Below are 16831 nucleotides of genomic sequence, written 5' to 3' on the forward strand. Positions count from 1 at the left end.
ACTCACGATGGGTCGATGATCATCAGTGCTGCGTGGAGCGACGTGCGCGACTCGGCGTCGTTGAGGTCGACACCGAGTAGTCGCGACAGCGTGTCCAGGCGGGCATAGAGGGTGGGCCGCGAAAGCCTCATCGATTTGGCGAGCTCGGCTTTGTTGCCGCCGAGGTCGAGGTAGCGACGCAGTAGCGCGAACAGTTCGTCACCATGTTTGGCGCGGTGTTCGAGCAGTCCCCGCAATTCCGTTTCAGCGAAAGCTTGCACGCGCGGATCGTCGCGGATCAAGGCGACCAGTCCACGAAGGCGGGTGTCGGATGATCGATGGAACGGGCGGTCGTCGGGGAGGGCGAGGGCAACGTCGGCAACGTGGCCGGATTCGTCGAATCCCTGTGACGCATCGGTGATCTGAGTTGACTCGGGGCCGACTCCGATCGCGCATCTCGTCACGCCTTCGACCCGCATGATGGTCTGCCGGATCGCGACGCACACGTTGGTCAACTCTCCGAGACCCTGGGCGGCTGAAGCGGTGTGTCGCTGGGCCAGCAGCACGTCGATACGTCGCCCGCCCTCAGATGCCGTGGTGAGCGCGGTGTGCCGTTCGATCTTGATCGTATGCGTGACCGAGTCGAGGATGCGGGCTCGGCGTTGCTGCACCAGCACCTGATCGGCGCCACCGGCATCACGGAGTCGTATGGTCATTGCGATGTACGCGGGGGCGCGTCGAAGCCCCAGCGCGAACGCCCTGGCCGTTGCCTCTGCCTCGGTGCGAATGCGGTTGTGCCGCAGGTCGTCTATCAGGCCGCCCTGCGCACGAAGTTCTAGCGAGCTGCGGTCTTGTTCGGTCATCCGGTTGAGGGCGATGGCCTGAGCGGCTCGTTCGACGATCACAACCGACCGGTTGTCGGCGTCGTGCGTCTGCGGCGCGATCAACCGGCCCCAGGTCTGTGGATGCGCGCCCACGGGCCGGGCCAGCCAAGCGTCGGGGTCGGCGTCGCGTTGGGCGCCGACCTCAGGGGTCAGGCGGGATCGACGGTCCCAGTCGGCCAACAGTGTTGCGGGCTCGGTGCCGGAGAAGGCGACAACCTGCCGGTTCAGATCTTCGAGCACCACTGGTGACCCGAGCATGTGCGCCGCAGCCGTAACGATTTCGTCGACAGTCGCACGACGCATGCTGAGATCGGTGAAGGTCTCGTGAGCGCTGCGGGCGAACTCCAGTTCACCGTATTGATCGGCGACGATGGTGCGATGCACCTGCTCGGTGAGCTGCACGAACCGGATCTGCCGGTGCAGGGCGATGACAGGGAAGGCGAGTGAATGTCCCGCCTCGATGACTGATCTCGGCACCTCGTCGACGTGGACGCCCAGCTCGATGATCAGTCCGACGGCGCCCGCCGCAACCAGCCCGTGCAGGTAGGTGTCCCGCGTAGGCGTGTCGGTCAGCGCGCGGCCGGTGGTGAGTACCAGCTCGCCGCCCTCGAGCAGATCGGACAGGTCGGCGAGGTCGCTGACGTGCACCCAGCGGACCGGCACATCAAGGGAGCCGTCGGAGATCAGTTCGGGCTGCCCGGCTTGCACCACCGGGAGTGCGAGGATGTCCGCGACGGTTGGCTGCATTGACATAGTGTAAGGCAATCGCAGTTAAAAGATACATACTGTCGGACTCGTAGGGGCTGGTCAGCGTGGATGCTGGAACCAGAGAAGTCCCTTTGACGATAGGACCCCCGTGACGCAGACCGTTGCCGACAAACCCGCCACCACCGCGTCGACCATCGGCCATTGGAGTGGGGGCCAAGCCTTCGCCGGCGCGGCCGACCGCACTGCCCCGGTCACCAATCCCGCGACCGGTGAGGTCACCGGGAACGTGGCATTGGCGGATGTCGCCGACGCCCGTGCGGTGATCTATTCGGCGCGAGCGGCATTTCCGGACTGGCGGGACACATCACTGGCCAAGCGCACGTCGGTGCTCTTCGCCTTCCGTGAGCTGCTGAACTCGCGCAAGGGCGAGCTGGCCGAGATCATCACCGCCGAGCACGGCAAGGTGGTCAGTGATGCGCTCGGCGAGATCAGCCGTGGCCAGGAAGTGGTCGAGTTCGCTTGTGGCATAGCCCATCTGCTCAAGGGCGGGATGACCGAGAACGCCTCGACCAAGGTCGATGTCGCCTCGCTTCGTCAGCCGCTCGGACCGGTCGGCATCATCTCCCCGTTCAATTTCCCGGCCATGGTCCCGATGTGGTTCTTCCCGATCGCCATCGCCGCGGGAAACACCGTGGTGCTCAAGCCGAGTGAGAAGGACCCGTCGGCGGCGTTGTGGCTCGCGGAATTGTGGGCCGAGGCAGGTCTGCCGGCGGGCGTGTTCAACGTGTTGCAGGGCGACACGGTCGCGGTCGATGAATTGCTGACCAATCCTGCGGTCAAAGCCATCTCGTTTGTCGGCTCCACTCCCATTGCGCAGTACGTGTATTCGACGGCAACAGCTCACGGCAAGCGAGTGCAGGCGCTCGGCGGCGCCAAGAACCACGCCATCGTTCTTCCCGATGCAGATCTCGATCTGGCAGCCGACGCCATGGTGAACGCCGGGTTCGGCTCGGCGGGCGAGCGGTGTATGGCCATCTCCGCGCTCGTCGCCGTCGGCGGTATCGCCGATGAACTCGTCGCGAAGATCGCAGACCGCACCGTGGGCCTGAAGATCGGCGACGGCACACGCGGCACCGACATGGGGCCGCTGGTCACCAAGGCCCACCGCGACAAGGTTGCCTCCTACGTCGATGCCGGTGAAGCCGACGGCGCCACCATCGTGGTGGACGGACGCCAGGTGCAGGCCGACGGTGGCGAGGGCGGATTTTGGCTCGGCCCAACGCTCATCGACCACGTGACCACCGACATGAGTGTGTACACCGACGAGATCTTCGGTCCCGTCCTGTCCGTTGTTCGCGTGGACACCTACGACGAGGCCATCGATCTGGTGAACTCCGGGCCGTTCGGCAACGGCACGGCCATCTTCACCAACGACGGTGGCGCGGCACGTCGGTTCCAGAACGAGATCGAGGTCGGCATGGTGGGCATCAACGTTCCGATCCCGGTGCCCACCGCGTACTACAGCTTCGGCGGCTGGAAGAACTCGCTGTTCGGCGACACGCACGCCCACGGCACCGAAGGCGTGCACTTCTACACCCGCGCCAAGGTGGTCACCACACGCTGGCTCGACCCGAGCCACGGCGGCATCAATCTCGGCTTCCCGCAGAACAACTGACGCACGGAGTTTCCCATGACTGCAGTAGCTTCCACTCTTCCCAGTGGCCAAGACACCGACTCCGCATTGGCCGAAGGTCGCCGTGCTTACGAACTCGATCGTGCACACGTGTTCCATTCGTGGTCGGCACAGGCCAAGATCGACCCGATGACAATCGTTGCCGCGCAGGGTTCGTACATCTGGGACGGCGAAGGCAACCGGTTGCTCGACTTTTCCTCGCAGCTGGTCAACACCAACATCGGACACCAGCATCCGAAGGTTGTTGCCGCGATTGCCGAACAGGCGGCGAAGCTGTGCACCGTCGCGCCACAGCACGTCAACTCGGCACGATCGGAGGCCGCACGGCTGATCGCCGAGCGAACACCCGGCGACCTCAACCGCGTGTTCTTCACCAATGGTGGTGCCGATGCGGTGGAGCATGCGGTGCGCATGGCGCGACTTCACACCGGGCGATACAAGGTGCTCTCGCGGTATCGCTCCTACCATGGTGGTACCGACACCGCGATCAATCTGACCGGCGATCCCCGGCGTTGGCCCAACGACTACGGCACCAGTGGCACAGTCCATTTCGATGGTCCTTTCCTGTACCGCTCCTCATTTCATTCCGCTGACGAGCAGCAGGAGTGTCAGCGGGCGCTCGAGCATCTCGACAGATTGATCGCCATGGAAGGTCCCGCTTCGATAGCGGCGATCATCCTCGAGTCGGTGCCCGGGACCGCTGGAATCATGGTGCCGCCACCGGGATATCTGGCGGGAGTCCGTGAGATCTGCGACCGCTACGGGATCATCTACATCGCCGATGAGGTGATGGCCGGGTTCGGACGGACCGGACAGTGGTTCGCCATCGACAACTTCGACGTCACCCCGGATCTCATCACTTTCGCCAAAGGTGTGAATTCCGGCTATGTCCCACTCGGCGGTGTTGCCATCAGCGACGCCATCGCCGCGACCTTCGCCGACCGACCGTACCCTGGCGGTCTGACGTACTCCGGTCATCCACTCGCCACTGCGGCAGCGGTTGCCACCATCAATGCGATGGAGGACGAGCAGATCGTCCAGAATGCAGCGCGTATCGGTACCGACATCCTCGGACCGGGACTGCGGCACTTGGCTGCCCGTCACCCGTCGGTCGGCGAAGTACGAGGGCTCGGAGTGTTCTGGGCCATCGAGTTGGTGGCCAACCCGGCCACGCGTGAGCCGATGGCGCCATATGGAGGTACCAGCACTGCCATGAACGAGGTGATCGGTGCGTGTAAGTCGAACGGGCTGTTGCCGTTTGCCAACTTCAACCGCATCCACGCGGTGCCGCCGTGCACGGTGAGCGACGACGAGGTGCGCGAGGGCCTGGCCATCCTCGATGCTGCGCTCACCGTTGCCGACCGGCATGTGGTGTCCTGACAGTCCGCTAACGCGACGCATTTGCTCACTGTTTTCGAGGTTGCTCGTTCTACGGACCGAGCAACCTCGGGTTTTGTGAGCGAGCTGTGACTGAAGTTGCCGTTCGGGTAACGAGCCGCAGAAAGGGGCGGCAGCGGGAGCCGCCGCGCGGTGTACGCGCGTAATCGACGTGAGTTCGTTGTCCGACCCACGGGATGCCCACCGCTGGTGTTATCTAGGACCTCGCAAAACGGGTCTCGGCTGAGCCACTCACCACACAGCGTTCATCACAAGGTTGCCGGCGGCGAATCCGACGCCGACAAGTGCTCCACTGAGTATGGCCCACCCAAGAGATGCCCACCGCTGTGAGAACAAGAGGAAGGAAGTGAAAGCGTAAAGAATTAGCAGAAGGCCATAGGTCGCGAGGCCGGCCAACAGGATCAGTACACCGACGACTATGCCGGTCGATTTGGTGAGCGGGTCATCGTGGCGAGATGAAAGAGATTCGGTCGACGTCATGAGGATCCTATGATCGTGAATAATCCGGCAAAACAGAACGCCATGAACGCCGGAAGCATAAGCGAACAAAATGCGATGACGAGCGACTCTGGAGCTGCGAGTCGACTGATTTTTAAGCCGCCCGCAATTAAGAGTAGGAGACCCATTAAAGACGCCGCAACGGCGAATGTGACTTCGTCACCCCATTCGTTCGCGATTCGAATTAGGACGCTCAACGTCAGGCCGGTTGCCAAGGCAACTATGGGCGTGAATGCGCGCGACGAACCACGACGGGGCCGAGCCTTTAGGCGCCTCACGGTGGTGTGAGTTTGGTTGTGCCGGAGCCGAAGGACGGTTCGTTCACCATCGGGTCGGTGACGATTCGGGGACCAAACTTCCTGTCCATGGCGTCGTAGTCGAGTTCGTTCTGGACGTCCTGGGGCGGGAGTTGTCCGACAATATGGTACGAGCCGAGTTCGAGGGCGGGGCCAAACTCTGTGTGGTTGTCTTGGTCATCTTGCAACAACGTTGCTGTTGATCCGTCCGGACGATCGACGTAAATTTCCGTAGACGGATAGTCGCCTATTGTCCCGGACACCTGCGGACCGTCATCGCCGGGCGCCACCAACAAGGTTCCTTTCACCTGTTTGCCAAGGAGATCAGCTCCATTCACTCCCGCAACGTTCGCCGCGGGATTGGGCGAATTGTAGTCGAGCCGCACAGTGCCGTCGGATGCCTGGTCAACGCGTACGTCGGGGTTACCTATGGTCTTGGCGCCCGAAGTGTCGACGGTCGGATTTTGCCGGTAGATCACGAACCCATTCTCGTAGTCGATGACGAATGCGCCCTTAGCGTCTTGCGGATCGAAGTTGGGATCGAATGTGCGGTCGTTGCCGTAGTCCCGTGTCGAAAACATCGAATCTAGTGACGGCTCAGACATGCCAGGGTTGAGCACGGTCTTTTCTTTGATGAATAGTGAGCCACGGACGATTCCTTGTCCGGGAATTGGGTTGATCTTTGCCACGACTACATTCGAGTCCATTCCGCCGTATAGGTCCTTACTGGTGTTCTCATCGAGAAACTCGGCGAGTGCCCACTCGGACTCCGTTACCGGCTTTCGCCGGTATGTCTTTTCAAACGCAGCTATTTGATTCTGCTGGCGGTCAGCTTCGCTGACAGGGACCCGTCCGGCGGCCGCCATGATGGCCGTTGCCAGGTCACGATCCGCGTCGTTCGCCTTGACGAGGATGTCGGCGATGATTTCGTTGGCGGTGTCTGCATTGGCCTCCGCAAGGTCCTTATCTCGCGCACTGAAGAACGGCCCGACAGGCTTTGCCGTCGTTGCTCCCTCATCGTCGACCAAAACGAGCCCATGGAGGAAAGCGAACGTGCGGGTGTCTGCAACTAGGAGCTGAACCGCTGACATCTCGCTGATGGCATTTTGCAGGCCTGCTGCGACGCTCGCAGCTTGCTGCCCGTGTTCATCGAGGTCCTTTCGGACTTGACCGATGGCTGACTTCGCCGCACGTCCGCCTTCACCGGCCCAGTCGGCGACGGAAGCTAGCGCGTCAAGTTCAGTGACTGCGTGCGTGCACTGGTTGCCGCGGACGCCGCACGATTCGAGTGCAGATGCCAGTTGGTTGAGTTCCCACTGGTCGATTTGAGTGAACGTCGTGATCATTAGAGATTTAGCGACTGATCGCCGCCGCGAACATCCTCAAAGGACCGTCTGGAGTTGGTCTCGACCTTTGTGTACTCGTCTGAAGATGACTGGTAGCTTTCTGCCAACTGAGTCAGCCGCCGTGAAATGGTGGTATCTGACTGGCCCCACAAATCGTGCAAATGCAACAGAGCGTTCGCGGTGCGTCCGTTCCAGGATCCCTGAACGCTGGCAATTGTCGCGGTGGCTTCGGCGAACTTGGGGCCGCAGGTGTCGCGGCAGTCAGTGATTACGGCGCCGCTAACTCTCAGCTGATCCGGGTCGACCCTGAGGTCTCTACTTGGCACGATTCCCCCTCGGCTTTGTTGCAGTAGTGCGAGCACCAGGTGCTGATGTCACCTTTGACGCACTGACAGCGACGGTGGTTCCGCTGCGGACGGCCCTTGGGTAACAGATGTTGTTCGGGGACGGACATCCGTCGCTTGGATTGACCGAGACCCCTCGTGGGGAAGCGGCCCAATAGGCCGACTCACTCCTCAACCCGCAACGACTGTTCCAGATAGTCCAGGTTCTGCCGCATCCTCGCGATGATGCGGTCAGGCCCGGGTTCTGTTTCATCCGCGTCGGGTTCGAGAACGGAGCTGACGGCCATGTCCGCGAGTTGTTGGGCGACGTCACGGTCGCCGTCGGTGTCTCCGGGATGATGCCACCAGGCGATCCAATTCAGCATTCCGATGATGCCGAGTGCCGCGACACGCGGATCTGCCGCACGGAACACCCCGGCTGCAATTCCCTCGTTCATCGCGGTGGTCATCTCCCGCAACACCCGACGACGGCTCTGGCGATAGGTTTCGGCCAGCGCCGACGGTAGCTCGGCCTCAGAACGGATGAGCAGCCGGAAGCGGTCCTGAGTCTGCATCTGGTGCAAAGCAATCGACATCGCCATCTCGCGGATCTTGGCAGCCGGGTCGAGGTCAGTGCGCTGGTTGATGTCGTGCAGCAACACCGCCGGCTCTTCGGCGATCTCACTGACCAGCCGGGCGAACAACTCGTCCTTGTTCTTGACGTAGTGGTACATCGCCGGACGGGTCAGGCCGGTGGCGTCAGCGATGTCCTGCAACGTGGTGCTGGCCAGCCCCTTCTCGGCGAAAAGCCGGGTGGCCTGCTCCATGATCTCGCGCTCAACCAACTCGCGGCGCGAGTTACTGCGGACGCCCGGCTTCCCGGTCGCGGTCGACGGTGTCCCGTCCGGCGTCGACTTGGTCATGAGCGAACAATAGTGCGCGTCACACCGTTGCCGCGTGAACGTCCTCGACTGCGCCATCGATCGCGGCCTCATCAACGATGTGCACCAGGTCCGTCCGCTGACTCGCCAACCCCGCGGCCAGATCACTGCGGTACGCCTCGGGGGCCTCCACAACGACCACGCGCCCCGTGCTGCGCGCCCGTTCGCCCAGGTCGAGACGCGTGAGCACGGCGTCGCGGTGCGGCGCACCGGTCAGCCACACAACTCGCCCATGCAGGCCGGCGAGTAGTTCGTCGGCCGGAGCACCCCATGCTGATTCGAGGTCAACACTGACAACAGCGGTGTCCGGATCCGACCGTAGCGACGCGTCGGCCAACCGGCTGTCGGCGAAGAACCCATCCCGTGTGAAGGGCTGCACCAGCGCCCACTCACTGACACCACTGTCCGGAACTTCGTCGGACGGCACGCCCGCGTAGTCGGCGAGCCCGCGTCGCGCCACGTCTGGAGCCGATTCCGCGAATCGATCCAAGCTGACCTTTCCCGCGCGGGTCATGTACGCCACCATCAATTGATCGACGGGCATGTCGGTGCGGGTGGGGAACGACTCCCACCACACTTCGCTACGGGTCGCGATGGTCTGCAGATACTCGACACCAGGCCGGCGCGCCGCCTCGTAGGCCGTTAACGCCTCGTCCAGCGATTCTGCCTCTCGCACAGACCGATTCAGGGCGATTGCGTCTTCCATGGCCAGCTTGGTGCCAGACCCGATCGAATAGTGCGCTGTATGCGCAGCATCGCCCAGCAACACGACATTGCCCGCGTGCCAGCGTTCGCACGTCACGGTGCGGAACCTCAGCCACCGTGTGCGGTTGCCGATGAGGGCATGGCCTCCGAGAGTGTCGGCAAAGGCATCCTGGAGATACTTCAGCGACTGGGTGTCGCTGTCCAGGGGCCCGACGTTCTCGGTGGTCACATCGAAACCGGCATTGCGCCAGGTGGTCTCGTCGGTCTCGATGAGGAATGTGCTCCGATCGGGTGCGTACGGGTACGCGTGAGCAACAAAGGTGCCGTGTTCGGTGGTCGCCGGGGTGAAAATAGCGCTCGGCAGTGCAAAGTCTGTTCCACACCACAGGTACAAGCCCTTGCCGGTGGTGATGTTGGGGCGAAACAGATCTGACATCTCAGCCCGCGTCGCGCTACCCACACCGTCAGCAGCGATGATCAGGTCGGCGTCGAGGTCCGCGACAGTGCGTCGCTGTCCGAACTCCAGGCGCACCCCTGCCTCGGTCGCGTGCCGTTGCAGCACATCCAGCAGGGATGTGCGGGCGATGGCCAGCAGTTCGCCGTGCGAGAGCCGGGCCACGGAATCACCGACTCGCATCGACATCTCATGCGCGTGAGAAACGTCGACGATCGCATCGAGCGAAGCCGGGTCGGCTTCTCGGAGATTGCGCTGAGTCCTCGACGCGAGTCCCACGCCGAACCCGAAAGTCGTATCGGGAGAACCCTGTTCGTACACGGTCACCTCGGCGTCGGGGTGACTGCGTTTGAAGAGCCGGGCGGCGTAAAGCCCGCCGGGGCCACCGCCGAGCACGGCGACGCGCTGCAATTTCATCGTTCTGTCCTCACTGGGTCACGGGGACCGACGCGCCGAGCTTGGTCGCCACATCGGCGCGCAGCTGCTTCTTGTCGATCTTTCCCACGTTGGTTTGCGGCAGGGCTGTCAGCCATTCGAGCCGTTCGGGCCACTTGAACTTCGCCACTCCCAGCGCATTCAGATGGTTTTGCACGTCAGCCATCGACAGCTGATCACCCTCTGCGGCAACGAGGTAGGCACATGTTCTCTCTCCGAGCCGGGGGTCGGGCATAGCCACCACCGCGGCATTGGCGATGCCAGGATGCTTGACGAGCAGCAGCTCGATCTCCTCGGCGTTGATCTTCTCGCCGCCACGGTTGATCAGGTCTTTGATCCGCCCCTCGATCGACACGTAACGGACCCCGTCGATCACCGTGACGCGGGCCAGATCGCCGGTCCGGTAGAAACCGTCGGACGTGAACGCTGTGCGGTTGTGGTCGGGCGCGTCGAAGTACCCCGGGATGGTGTACGGCCCGCGACAACACAATTCACCCACCTCGCCGTCAGCGAGAACAGTCTCTGACCCCGGCTCGAGAATCCGCACTTCGTCGTCTTCGGCGACCGGAGTGCCAACGGTGGTCGATCTGGCCGATGCCGGCGCGTCCAGAGGGGTCACCAGGAACAGGCCCTCGGACATCCCGAACAGTTGGCCCGCCCGCTGGTCCACGTCACCGTCGGCGCGCGCAAACAATCCGGAACTCGGCTTCGCGCCGGACAGCACAACAGTTCGCAGATGCGGTCGTGGTTCGTCGAATGCTGCGCTCGTCACTGCCTGGTAATGCCCGTGCCCGATGAGCACATCGGTCGCGCGTTCGCGAGCCATCAACCGGAATGCGCTCGGCGCATCGGGAGTAGCCAGGACGAGGCACGCTCCCACCGCATGTGCGGCATGCAATGCGCACGTGATGCCTGCGTTGTGGATCAGCGGAATGAGATGCGCGACTCGGGATTCCTCGGTCCAGCCGAGTCGCTCGGCGTAGAGCCGTGCGTTGTCCCAGTATTCGACGTGCCGGCGGGGGATCACCTTGGGTACGCCGGTTGTGCCGCCGGACAACTGGAACGCACAGACGTCGAGTGGATCGATCGTGGCCTGGATGCGTTCGACTCGTTCACGTGCGATGTCGTCGGCAATATCCGCACCCAAGGTCTCCACCGCATGCGTTCCGGCTGCAACGTCAGTCGCCCCGACCGTCAGAACCGTCCGCATCGTCGGATGCCCGTCGGCTTGCTCTTGTGCGAACGACACCAGATCGAAGGAGAGACCCACCTCCACCACATGGGCGACCGCGCCCACGGCTCGACTGATGTGTCCGATCTCGTGCCCACGGTGCGCGGCAAGTGTTGCCACCGGCACCAATCCGGCCTTGAGGCAGCCGTACCAGGCGAGAACGGTTTCGATGCGGTTGGTGGCCTGGAACAGCACCGGATCACCGGGTTCGAGACCCAAGTCGGCCAGACCCGCGGCGATTTGGTTCGTGCGCCGGTCCAGTTCGCCGTAGGTGAGCGACCCGGATTCGGTGACCACGGCGACCCGGTCGTGGTGGCGTTGCACCGTGTCGTGCAGTCGATCGGCGACGGTCTGGTCGGTCCACGACCCTGACCGCCGGTACCGTTCGGCCCGCTCGTCGGGATAGTCGACCAGCCGAGCTCCCCAGCGGGAGCGGCCGGTCGGCGTGGCAACCGTCATTCGCCTGCCACCGCCGGGAGGAGCTGGGTCAGCTCGGCCACGTGGTCGGGATGGTCGGCGGGCACGATGCCCGAGTACACCGCGGTCCAGCATCCTGGGCAGCACTGCTGACGGAAAACCACTGGACTGTCGACGTATTCGGCAGGATCCGATGTGACCTGCGGTCCGGCGGTGTGGGAGGGGCCCTCGTACAGCGCCAGCGACAGCTTGCCCGTCTTGGTGTCGCCGAGGAGGCGCCCGCAGTGCGCGCAACCAACCACTCGGGCGTCGCCGATGGTCACTTCCACGAGGTTGTCGTCGAGCCGCCTGGCCCGGGTCAGGTCAAGCGTGGACTCCTGCCCGGTGGGCACATCGGAACGCTCACGGCGCTCGTCTTTCAGTGCAGCACGGTGTTGTTCAGTGGCGTCGGTATCCAGCTCACCGTCTTGCACCACCACGCCGTAACCCACTGCAGCGCCGTCCACCGTCACCTTGCCATTGCGGACATCCAGCGCCACCGACTCGGGGTCGCGGCGCAGGGGGTCGCCGTAGCCACCACCGCCCTGCCAGTGCATGTACAGCACCTCACCCGGCGCGAGGTAGCTCTCGGCGTAGCAGGCTCCGATCTCCTTGTTGTCACCCAGATCATCGAGCGAGCCCGGGATGGTGCCGCCCGCCAGCAACTCGGTGATTCCGGAGTTACGCGCGAGGATCTCCAGTCCGGTGTTGCCGGGCAGACCGCCGGCCAATCCGGAGTTCTGCGCAACCGCCTTGCCGGCGGAGGCGAAGATCAATCCCATCGGCAGACTTGTGCCGTACGGGGTCACGGCCAACGATGCGCTCACGCCGCCACGATGACGGCCGGGGCCGCCGGAATCGGGTTCTTCTTTGCGCCACAACGTGAGCAGCGGGTAGAGGAACTCGGTCATCTCGGTGTCGGGGATGCGACCCATGGGGATGCAGAACAAGCCGCCGGTGTCCATGCCGTCGGCGACAGGTCGCCCGCCGTAGCCACCGCTCATCGGCTCCATCAGGATGTTCAGGAAGGGCACCGGTTGTTCCCCGCGTTCGTCGAGGCCCGCGACCACCGCGGTATCCCAGGTACCGCAGCACGACGCCATCACGTTCTTGCCGAGTTCGATGTGGCGGTCGAGCATCTGCGCCAGGCACTCGGCAACGAGGTTTCCTGTTAGCCACGCCGGCCCGATCGGACCGCGACTGACCGCGGCTGGGAACGTCGCGTTGTTGATGGTGCCCTCTTCGGCGATCAGATCGAAGCATCGCATCAAACCGCCCGCAGACCAGGGGATGTCGCCCGCGAGGATCGGCAGAAGCGCGAGCATCACCCCGCCGCGCATGCCGGCGTACGTGCAGTTGATGACGCCGGTTTGCGGGTCGGTGCCGGTGAAGTCGAAGGAGAGATGGTTGTCCTGCTTGGTCATTGCGAGGGTGATCTTGTGGACCTCCCGGTCGCCGACGCTCGACTGGTCCTGATAGCCGGTGGCGTGCCAGGTGCCGTCGGGCAGGTCGGTCAACTTGGCGCGCAGCCGACTTTCGGCGTCGGCCATCATGCGCTTCATGACCGCTTTGACGGTGTCGGCGCCGTACTGTTCGATGACTGCGAGCAGCCGCTCACGGCCGACGCTGTTCGCGCCGATCTTCGCGCGCAGGTCCAGCCCCACCAGCATCGGTACGCGGGAGCGTCGTACCCACACGTCGGCGACGTCGCGTTGTAGCTGGAAGTCCCGGACCACCTTGATCGGTGGCGTCGGAAGTGATTCGGAGAAGACGTCTTTGGCCGCGGGGTCGAACGAGCCGAGTCCTGAGCCACCGAGGTCGGGCTCGTGGCAGATGGCACTCGTCCAGCCGAACAGCATGCCGTCGTAGAAGACCGGTTGGTACACCATGACGTCACTCTGGTGCAGTCCGCCGCCCACCCACGGGTCGTTGCAGAGGAACATGTCACCCTCGGTGATGCCAGGGTTGGTGGAACGGTGCTGCAGGGTCCAGTAGATGGCGAGGTCGACGGCGCCGACGAGCATGGTGTTGTAGAGGCCCACCTGCACTTCTTGTCCGAGTTCGTCGCTGACGGCGAAGTCGAAGTCGTTGGCGTCGGTGACGATCGGCGACCCGGACATGCGCTTGAGGGCGTCGCCCATCTCGTCGGTGACCGACCACAGACGGTGCCGGATCACCTCGTAGGTGAGCGGATCGAGCTGGTCGATCTGTTCCTGGGTGACGGTGTGAACGGGGAGTGACGGGGGCAACGACCTGGCGAGGGCGTCGACATCTATCGGCCGGCTGGAGAAGACTTCTGAGCCGGGGATCGGTGCGGTCATGAATGGGCTCCTGTGGCTTTAGGTCTGGTCGACCGTGATGATGAGGTTGCCGAGGCGATCGATCTCGCCCGTGGTGTTATGCGGCACAACAACAGTGGTGGTGGGTACCTCGATCACCGCGGGTCCGCGCAGTACGTGGCCGGCACGCAGGCCTGCGTAGTCGTAGATGTCGGTGTCGACGTATCCCTGTCGGCCGTCGAGGCACACCTTCCGAACTCCGAGGTGGGCCGCGCTCGCGTCCGGTGAGTCGGCGACCTCCAGTTCAGGGAGCTCCGGGGTGAAGGGGAGGACGCCGGTGCCGCGCACCCGGTAGGTGATGGCCTGTATCCCGGCCTCGCGGAAACCGCTGTCTTTGCCGTAGAGCTCGGCGTACCGGTTCTCGAATGTCTCTGCTGCAGTCGCGACTTCAGCAGAGGTCAACGAGCCCGACGGAATCGGTGTGGCCACCTCGGCCAGCTGCATCGCGTACCGCATGTCGATCTCGCGTTCGATCTCCACCGATTTGAACGTCAGGCCCTGCCGGTCGAGCTGTTCGCGGACCTGCTCTTCCAAGACCTTGAAGTTCTGCTCCACGCGCGCGGGATCGAGCGGTAACGCAGCTGGGTCCGAGAGTTCCCGGGCGAGAACGATGTCGGAGGAGGCCAGGCCGTAGGCCGAGAAGGCGGAGGCCACCTGGCCGAGGGGCACCACCACCTGCGACACCCCGATCTCCTGGGCGTAGAGCCCGCAGTGCGCGGGGCCGGAACCGCCGAAGGCGTAGACGATGAAGTTGCGGGGATCGTGTCCCGCCTCCACCACCGTCTTGCGCAGCAGATCTCCGGTTTGAGCGTTCTGTACCGCATAGATCGCTGCGGCGGCTTCTTCGACCGAGAGTCCGAGCGGCTCGGCGATGCGGGTGCGGATGGCTTCGCGAGCGAGGTTGAGGTCCAGCGCTTTACGGCCGCCGAGCAGGCCGCGTTCGGGCAGGATGCCGAGGACCAGGTTGGCATCGGTATTGGTGGGCTCGGTGCCGCCCTGGCCGTAACACGCCGGACCGGGAACAGCCTGCGCACTGTGCGGTCCGATCTGCAGGTTGCCGCCGGCATCGAGCCAGGCGATTGCTCCGCCGCCCGCGCCGATCGCGTGGACTTCAAGCGTCGGCACGTTGATGGGGTGATGGTTGATGATGGTGCTGGACGATCGGACCGGTTCACCGTCGACGATCATGCCGACGAGGAACGTGGTGCCGCCGGCATCGGTGGCAATGATGTTGCTGTGTCCCAGTTGGCGTCCGAGGGACACCGACCCGACAACACCTCCCGTCAGCACCGAACCCACGGTGGAGATCGCGTTGCCGGGAGCTTCCGACGCGGCGACCGCGCCACCGTTGCTCTGCATCACCAGCAGGGGACCGGCGAGCTTGTGGTTGCGCAGCTTTCCTTCGAGTTCACCGAGGTAGTCGCGCAGGCCGGGCCCGATCTGGGTGCTCATGATTGTTGTTGCGTTGCGCGCGAACTCGCGGATGCGCGGGCTGACTTCGCTGGAGAGGGACACGAAGACGGTGGGGTCGATTTCGTGGACGATGTCGCGGATGCGTTGTTCGTGTGCGGGATTGCGGAACGACCACAGGAGCGACACCGCGATGGCTGTGATGCCGTCGTCGAGGAGGGTTCTGACAGTGGCGCGTACCTCGTTTTCGTCGAGCGCCACCACCACGCGGCCGTCGCGGTCGACCCGCTCGGTGACCTCGAGCGCGTGTCGCTTGTGCACAAGACCGTGAGACTTGCTCTGCGCCATCACGTTCTGCAGCTGCTCGGGGGAGCGGCCCAGATACCGGCCCTCCACGTTCATGATGTAGATCGAGTCGCGGTGGCCTTTGGTGGTCAGGAACCCGACGTCGGGCACGTTGCCCATCACCAGGGCGTTCAGCGACGACGTGGTGCCGTGCGCGATGTGGTGGGTGTTCGCCAGCATCTCGTCGAGCGGCTGACCCAATTGCTCCGCCAGCACACCGAGGACGTCCATGACGCCCTGTGAGTAGTCCGGGGGCGTCGACGGCGACTTGCCGCCGATCAGCAGGCCGTTCCCGTCATCGAGGACGGCATCGGTGAACGTCCCTCCGACGTCCACTCCGATCACGTATGCCATGGCCAGGTTCTCCTTCAGTTGCCGCGCAGTTCGTTCATTTACGTCGACGTTGAGTATTCGACGCCGATGCTCGACTGTCAAGCAGAAAATGTGAGCCGCCTCACCGATTGTGCCGCGTGCTTCGAGGTTTGTGCAGCTCAGGACCGTCGAGATTGCGGCTTGACGAATTGTCGTACGCGTCGAATAATCGTCGTAGACGTCAACGCGACGTTCGATGGCGCCGTGTTCGGCGCCTGAACTCGAAAGGACGGCCAGATGAGCGTTCACCGAATCGGCCTGGTGGTGCCAAGCTCCAACGTCACCGTCGAAACCGAGATGCCGGCCCTGTTGCGGCGACATCCCACCTCGGAGTTCTCGTTTCACTCGACCCGCATGCGGATGCACCGGGTGTCGCCGGAGGAACTCGCGGCTATGAATGCCCAGCGTGAGCGGTGCGTGATGGAGATTGCCGACGCCGCGCCGGAGGCGATCCTCTACGCCTGCCTGGTGGCGCTGATGGTCGGTGGACCGGGGGAGCACCAGCGGGTGGAAGGTGCCGTTGCCGAGCAGTTGGCGACGGGTGGTTCGGAGGCGATCATCCGGTCGAGTGCCGGAGCGTTGGTTGAGGGTTTGCGTGCCCTCGATGCCAAGCGCATTGCCATCGTGACGCCGTACCTGCGACCGCTGGCCGAGAAGGTTGTCGAATACCTCGAGGCCGAGGACTTCGCGGTGGTCGACTGGCGCGCACTTGAAGTGGCTGACAACGCCGAGGTCGGCTGCATCCCCGGCGAACGCGTCATGGAAGCCGCCCGGTCACTTGACCTCACCGACGTGGACGCTGTGGTGCTCTCGTGCTGCGTGCAGATGCCGTCACTTGCACTGATCGACGACGCCGAGCGTGAGTTCGGTATTCCCGTGCTGTCGGCTGCGACCGCCGGCGCGTACAGCCTGCTGCGTGGTCTCGGCCTGCCCGTGGCCATCGACGGCGCCGGAAGTCTGCTACGCGCAGACGTCGCATCCGTTCCCGCCTGACATCCCAAGCTCAACAGAAGGACGT

Annotated in this window: 12 protein-coding genes; 3 read left to right on the forward strand and 9 right to left on the reverse strand. The window is 63.8% G+C overall.

Translation table 11 applies throughout. The features are described 5' to 3' along the window. Positions 1-2 precede the first annotated feature (2 nt). Positions 3-1610, reverse strand: a complete 1608-nt coding sequence (locus MVA47_RS10650) for a PucR family transcriptional regulator (RefSeq protein WP_247207852.1) — start codon at positions 1608-1610, stop codon at positions 3-5. Positions 1611-1719: 109 nt separating this feature from the next. Between MVA47_RS10650 and MVA47_RS10655 the strand changes: the two genes are divergently transcribed. Next, positions 1720-3246, forward strand: coding sequence for a CoA-acylating methylmalonate-semialdehyde dehydrogenase (locus MVA47_RS10655; RefSeq protein WP_374474166.1), 1527 nt, complete (start codon positions 1720-1722; stop codon positions 3244-3246). Between the two features lie 15 nt (positions 3247-3261). Further along, positions 3262-4644 carry an aspartate aminotransferase family protein gene (locus MVA47_RS10660; RefSeq protein WP_247207853.1) on the forward strand — a complete coding sequence of 461 codons (1383 nt, stop codon included), beginning with the start codon at positions 3262-3264 and terminating at the stop codon, positions 4642-4644. Positions 4645-4893: 249 nt separating this feature from the next. Here MVA47_RS10660 and MVA47_RS10665 read toward each other — a convergent pair whose 3' ends face one another. From MVA47_RS10665 to MVA47_RS10695, 8 genes are all read right to left on the reverse strand, one after another. Further along, positions 4894-5142 carry a hypothetical protein gene (locus MVA47_RS10665; protein ID WP_247207854.1) on the reverse strand — a complete coding sequence of 83 codons (249 nt, stop codon included), beginning with the start codon at positions 5140-5142 and terminating at the stop codon, positions 4894-4896. A 292-nt stretch (positions 5143-5434) separates the two neighbouring features. Further along, positions 5435-6802, reverse strand: a complete 1368-nt coding sequence (locus tag MVA47_RS10670; RefSeq protein ID WP_247207855.1) for a hypothetical protein — start codon at positions 6800-6802, stop codon at positions 5435-5437. Further along, a complete protein-coding gene (locus MVA47_RS27245; RefSeq protein WP_374474168.1) occupies positions 6802-7164 on the reverse strand; it encodes a WXG100 family type VII secretion target in 363 nt (120 codons plus the stop codon). The genes MVA47_RS10670 and MVA47_RS27245 overlap by 1 nt, the downstream gene beginning before the upstream one ends. Before the next feature lie 146 nt (positions 7165-7310). Next, on the reverse strand, positions 7311-8048 hold the full coding sequence (locus MVA47_RS10675; RefSeq protein ID WP_247207856.1) for a TetR/AcrR family transcriptional regulator: 738 nt from the start codon (positions 8046-8048) through the stop codon (positions 7311-7313). Positions 8049-8067: 19 nt separating this feature from the next. Further along, a complete protein-coding gene (locus MVA47_RS10680; protein WP_247207857.1) occupies positions 8068-9642 on the reverse strand; it encodes an FAD-dependent monooxygenase in 1575 nt (524 codons plus the stop codon). A 10-nt stretch (positions 9643-9652) separates the two neighbouring features. Continuing rightward, the gene (locus MVA47_RS10685) at positions 9653-11350 is read right to left on the reverse strand and encodes a (2,3-dihydroxybenzoyl)adenylate synthase (RefSeq protein WP_247207859.1); all 1698 of its coding nucleotides are present in this window, start codon (positions 11348-11350) and stop codon (positions 9653-9655) included. Continuing rightward, a complete protein-coding gene (locus MVA47_RS10690; RefSeq protein WP_247207860.1) occupies positions 11347-13668 on the reverse strand; it encodes a hydantoinase B/oxoprolinase family protein in 2322 nt (773 codons plus the stop codon). Before MVA47_RS10690 ends, MVA47_RS10685 begins: the two co-directional genes overlap by 4 nt. An 18-nt stretch (positions 13669-13686) precedes the next feature. Then, positions 13687-15795, reverse strand: coding sequence for a hydantoinase/oxoprolinase family protein (locus MVA47_RS10695; RefSeq protein WP_247207861.1), 2109 nt, complete (start codon positions 15793-15795; stop codon positions 13687-13689). Between the two features lie 255 nt (positions 15796-16050). Between MVA47_RS10695 and MVA47_RS10700 the strand changes: the two genes are divergently transcribed. Beyond that, positions 16051-16806, forward strand: a complete 756-nt coding sequence (locus MVA47_RS10700; RefSeq protein WP_247207862.1) for a maleate cis-trans isomerase — start codon at positions 16051-16053, stop codon at positions 16804-16806. Positions 16807-16831: the final 25 nt, after the last annotated feature.

This window comes from Williamsia sp. DF01-3 (assembly GCF_023051145.1).
Lineage (GTDB): Bacteria > Actinomycetota > Actinomycetes > Mycobacteriales > Mycobacteriaceae > Williamsia.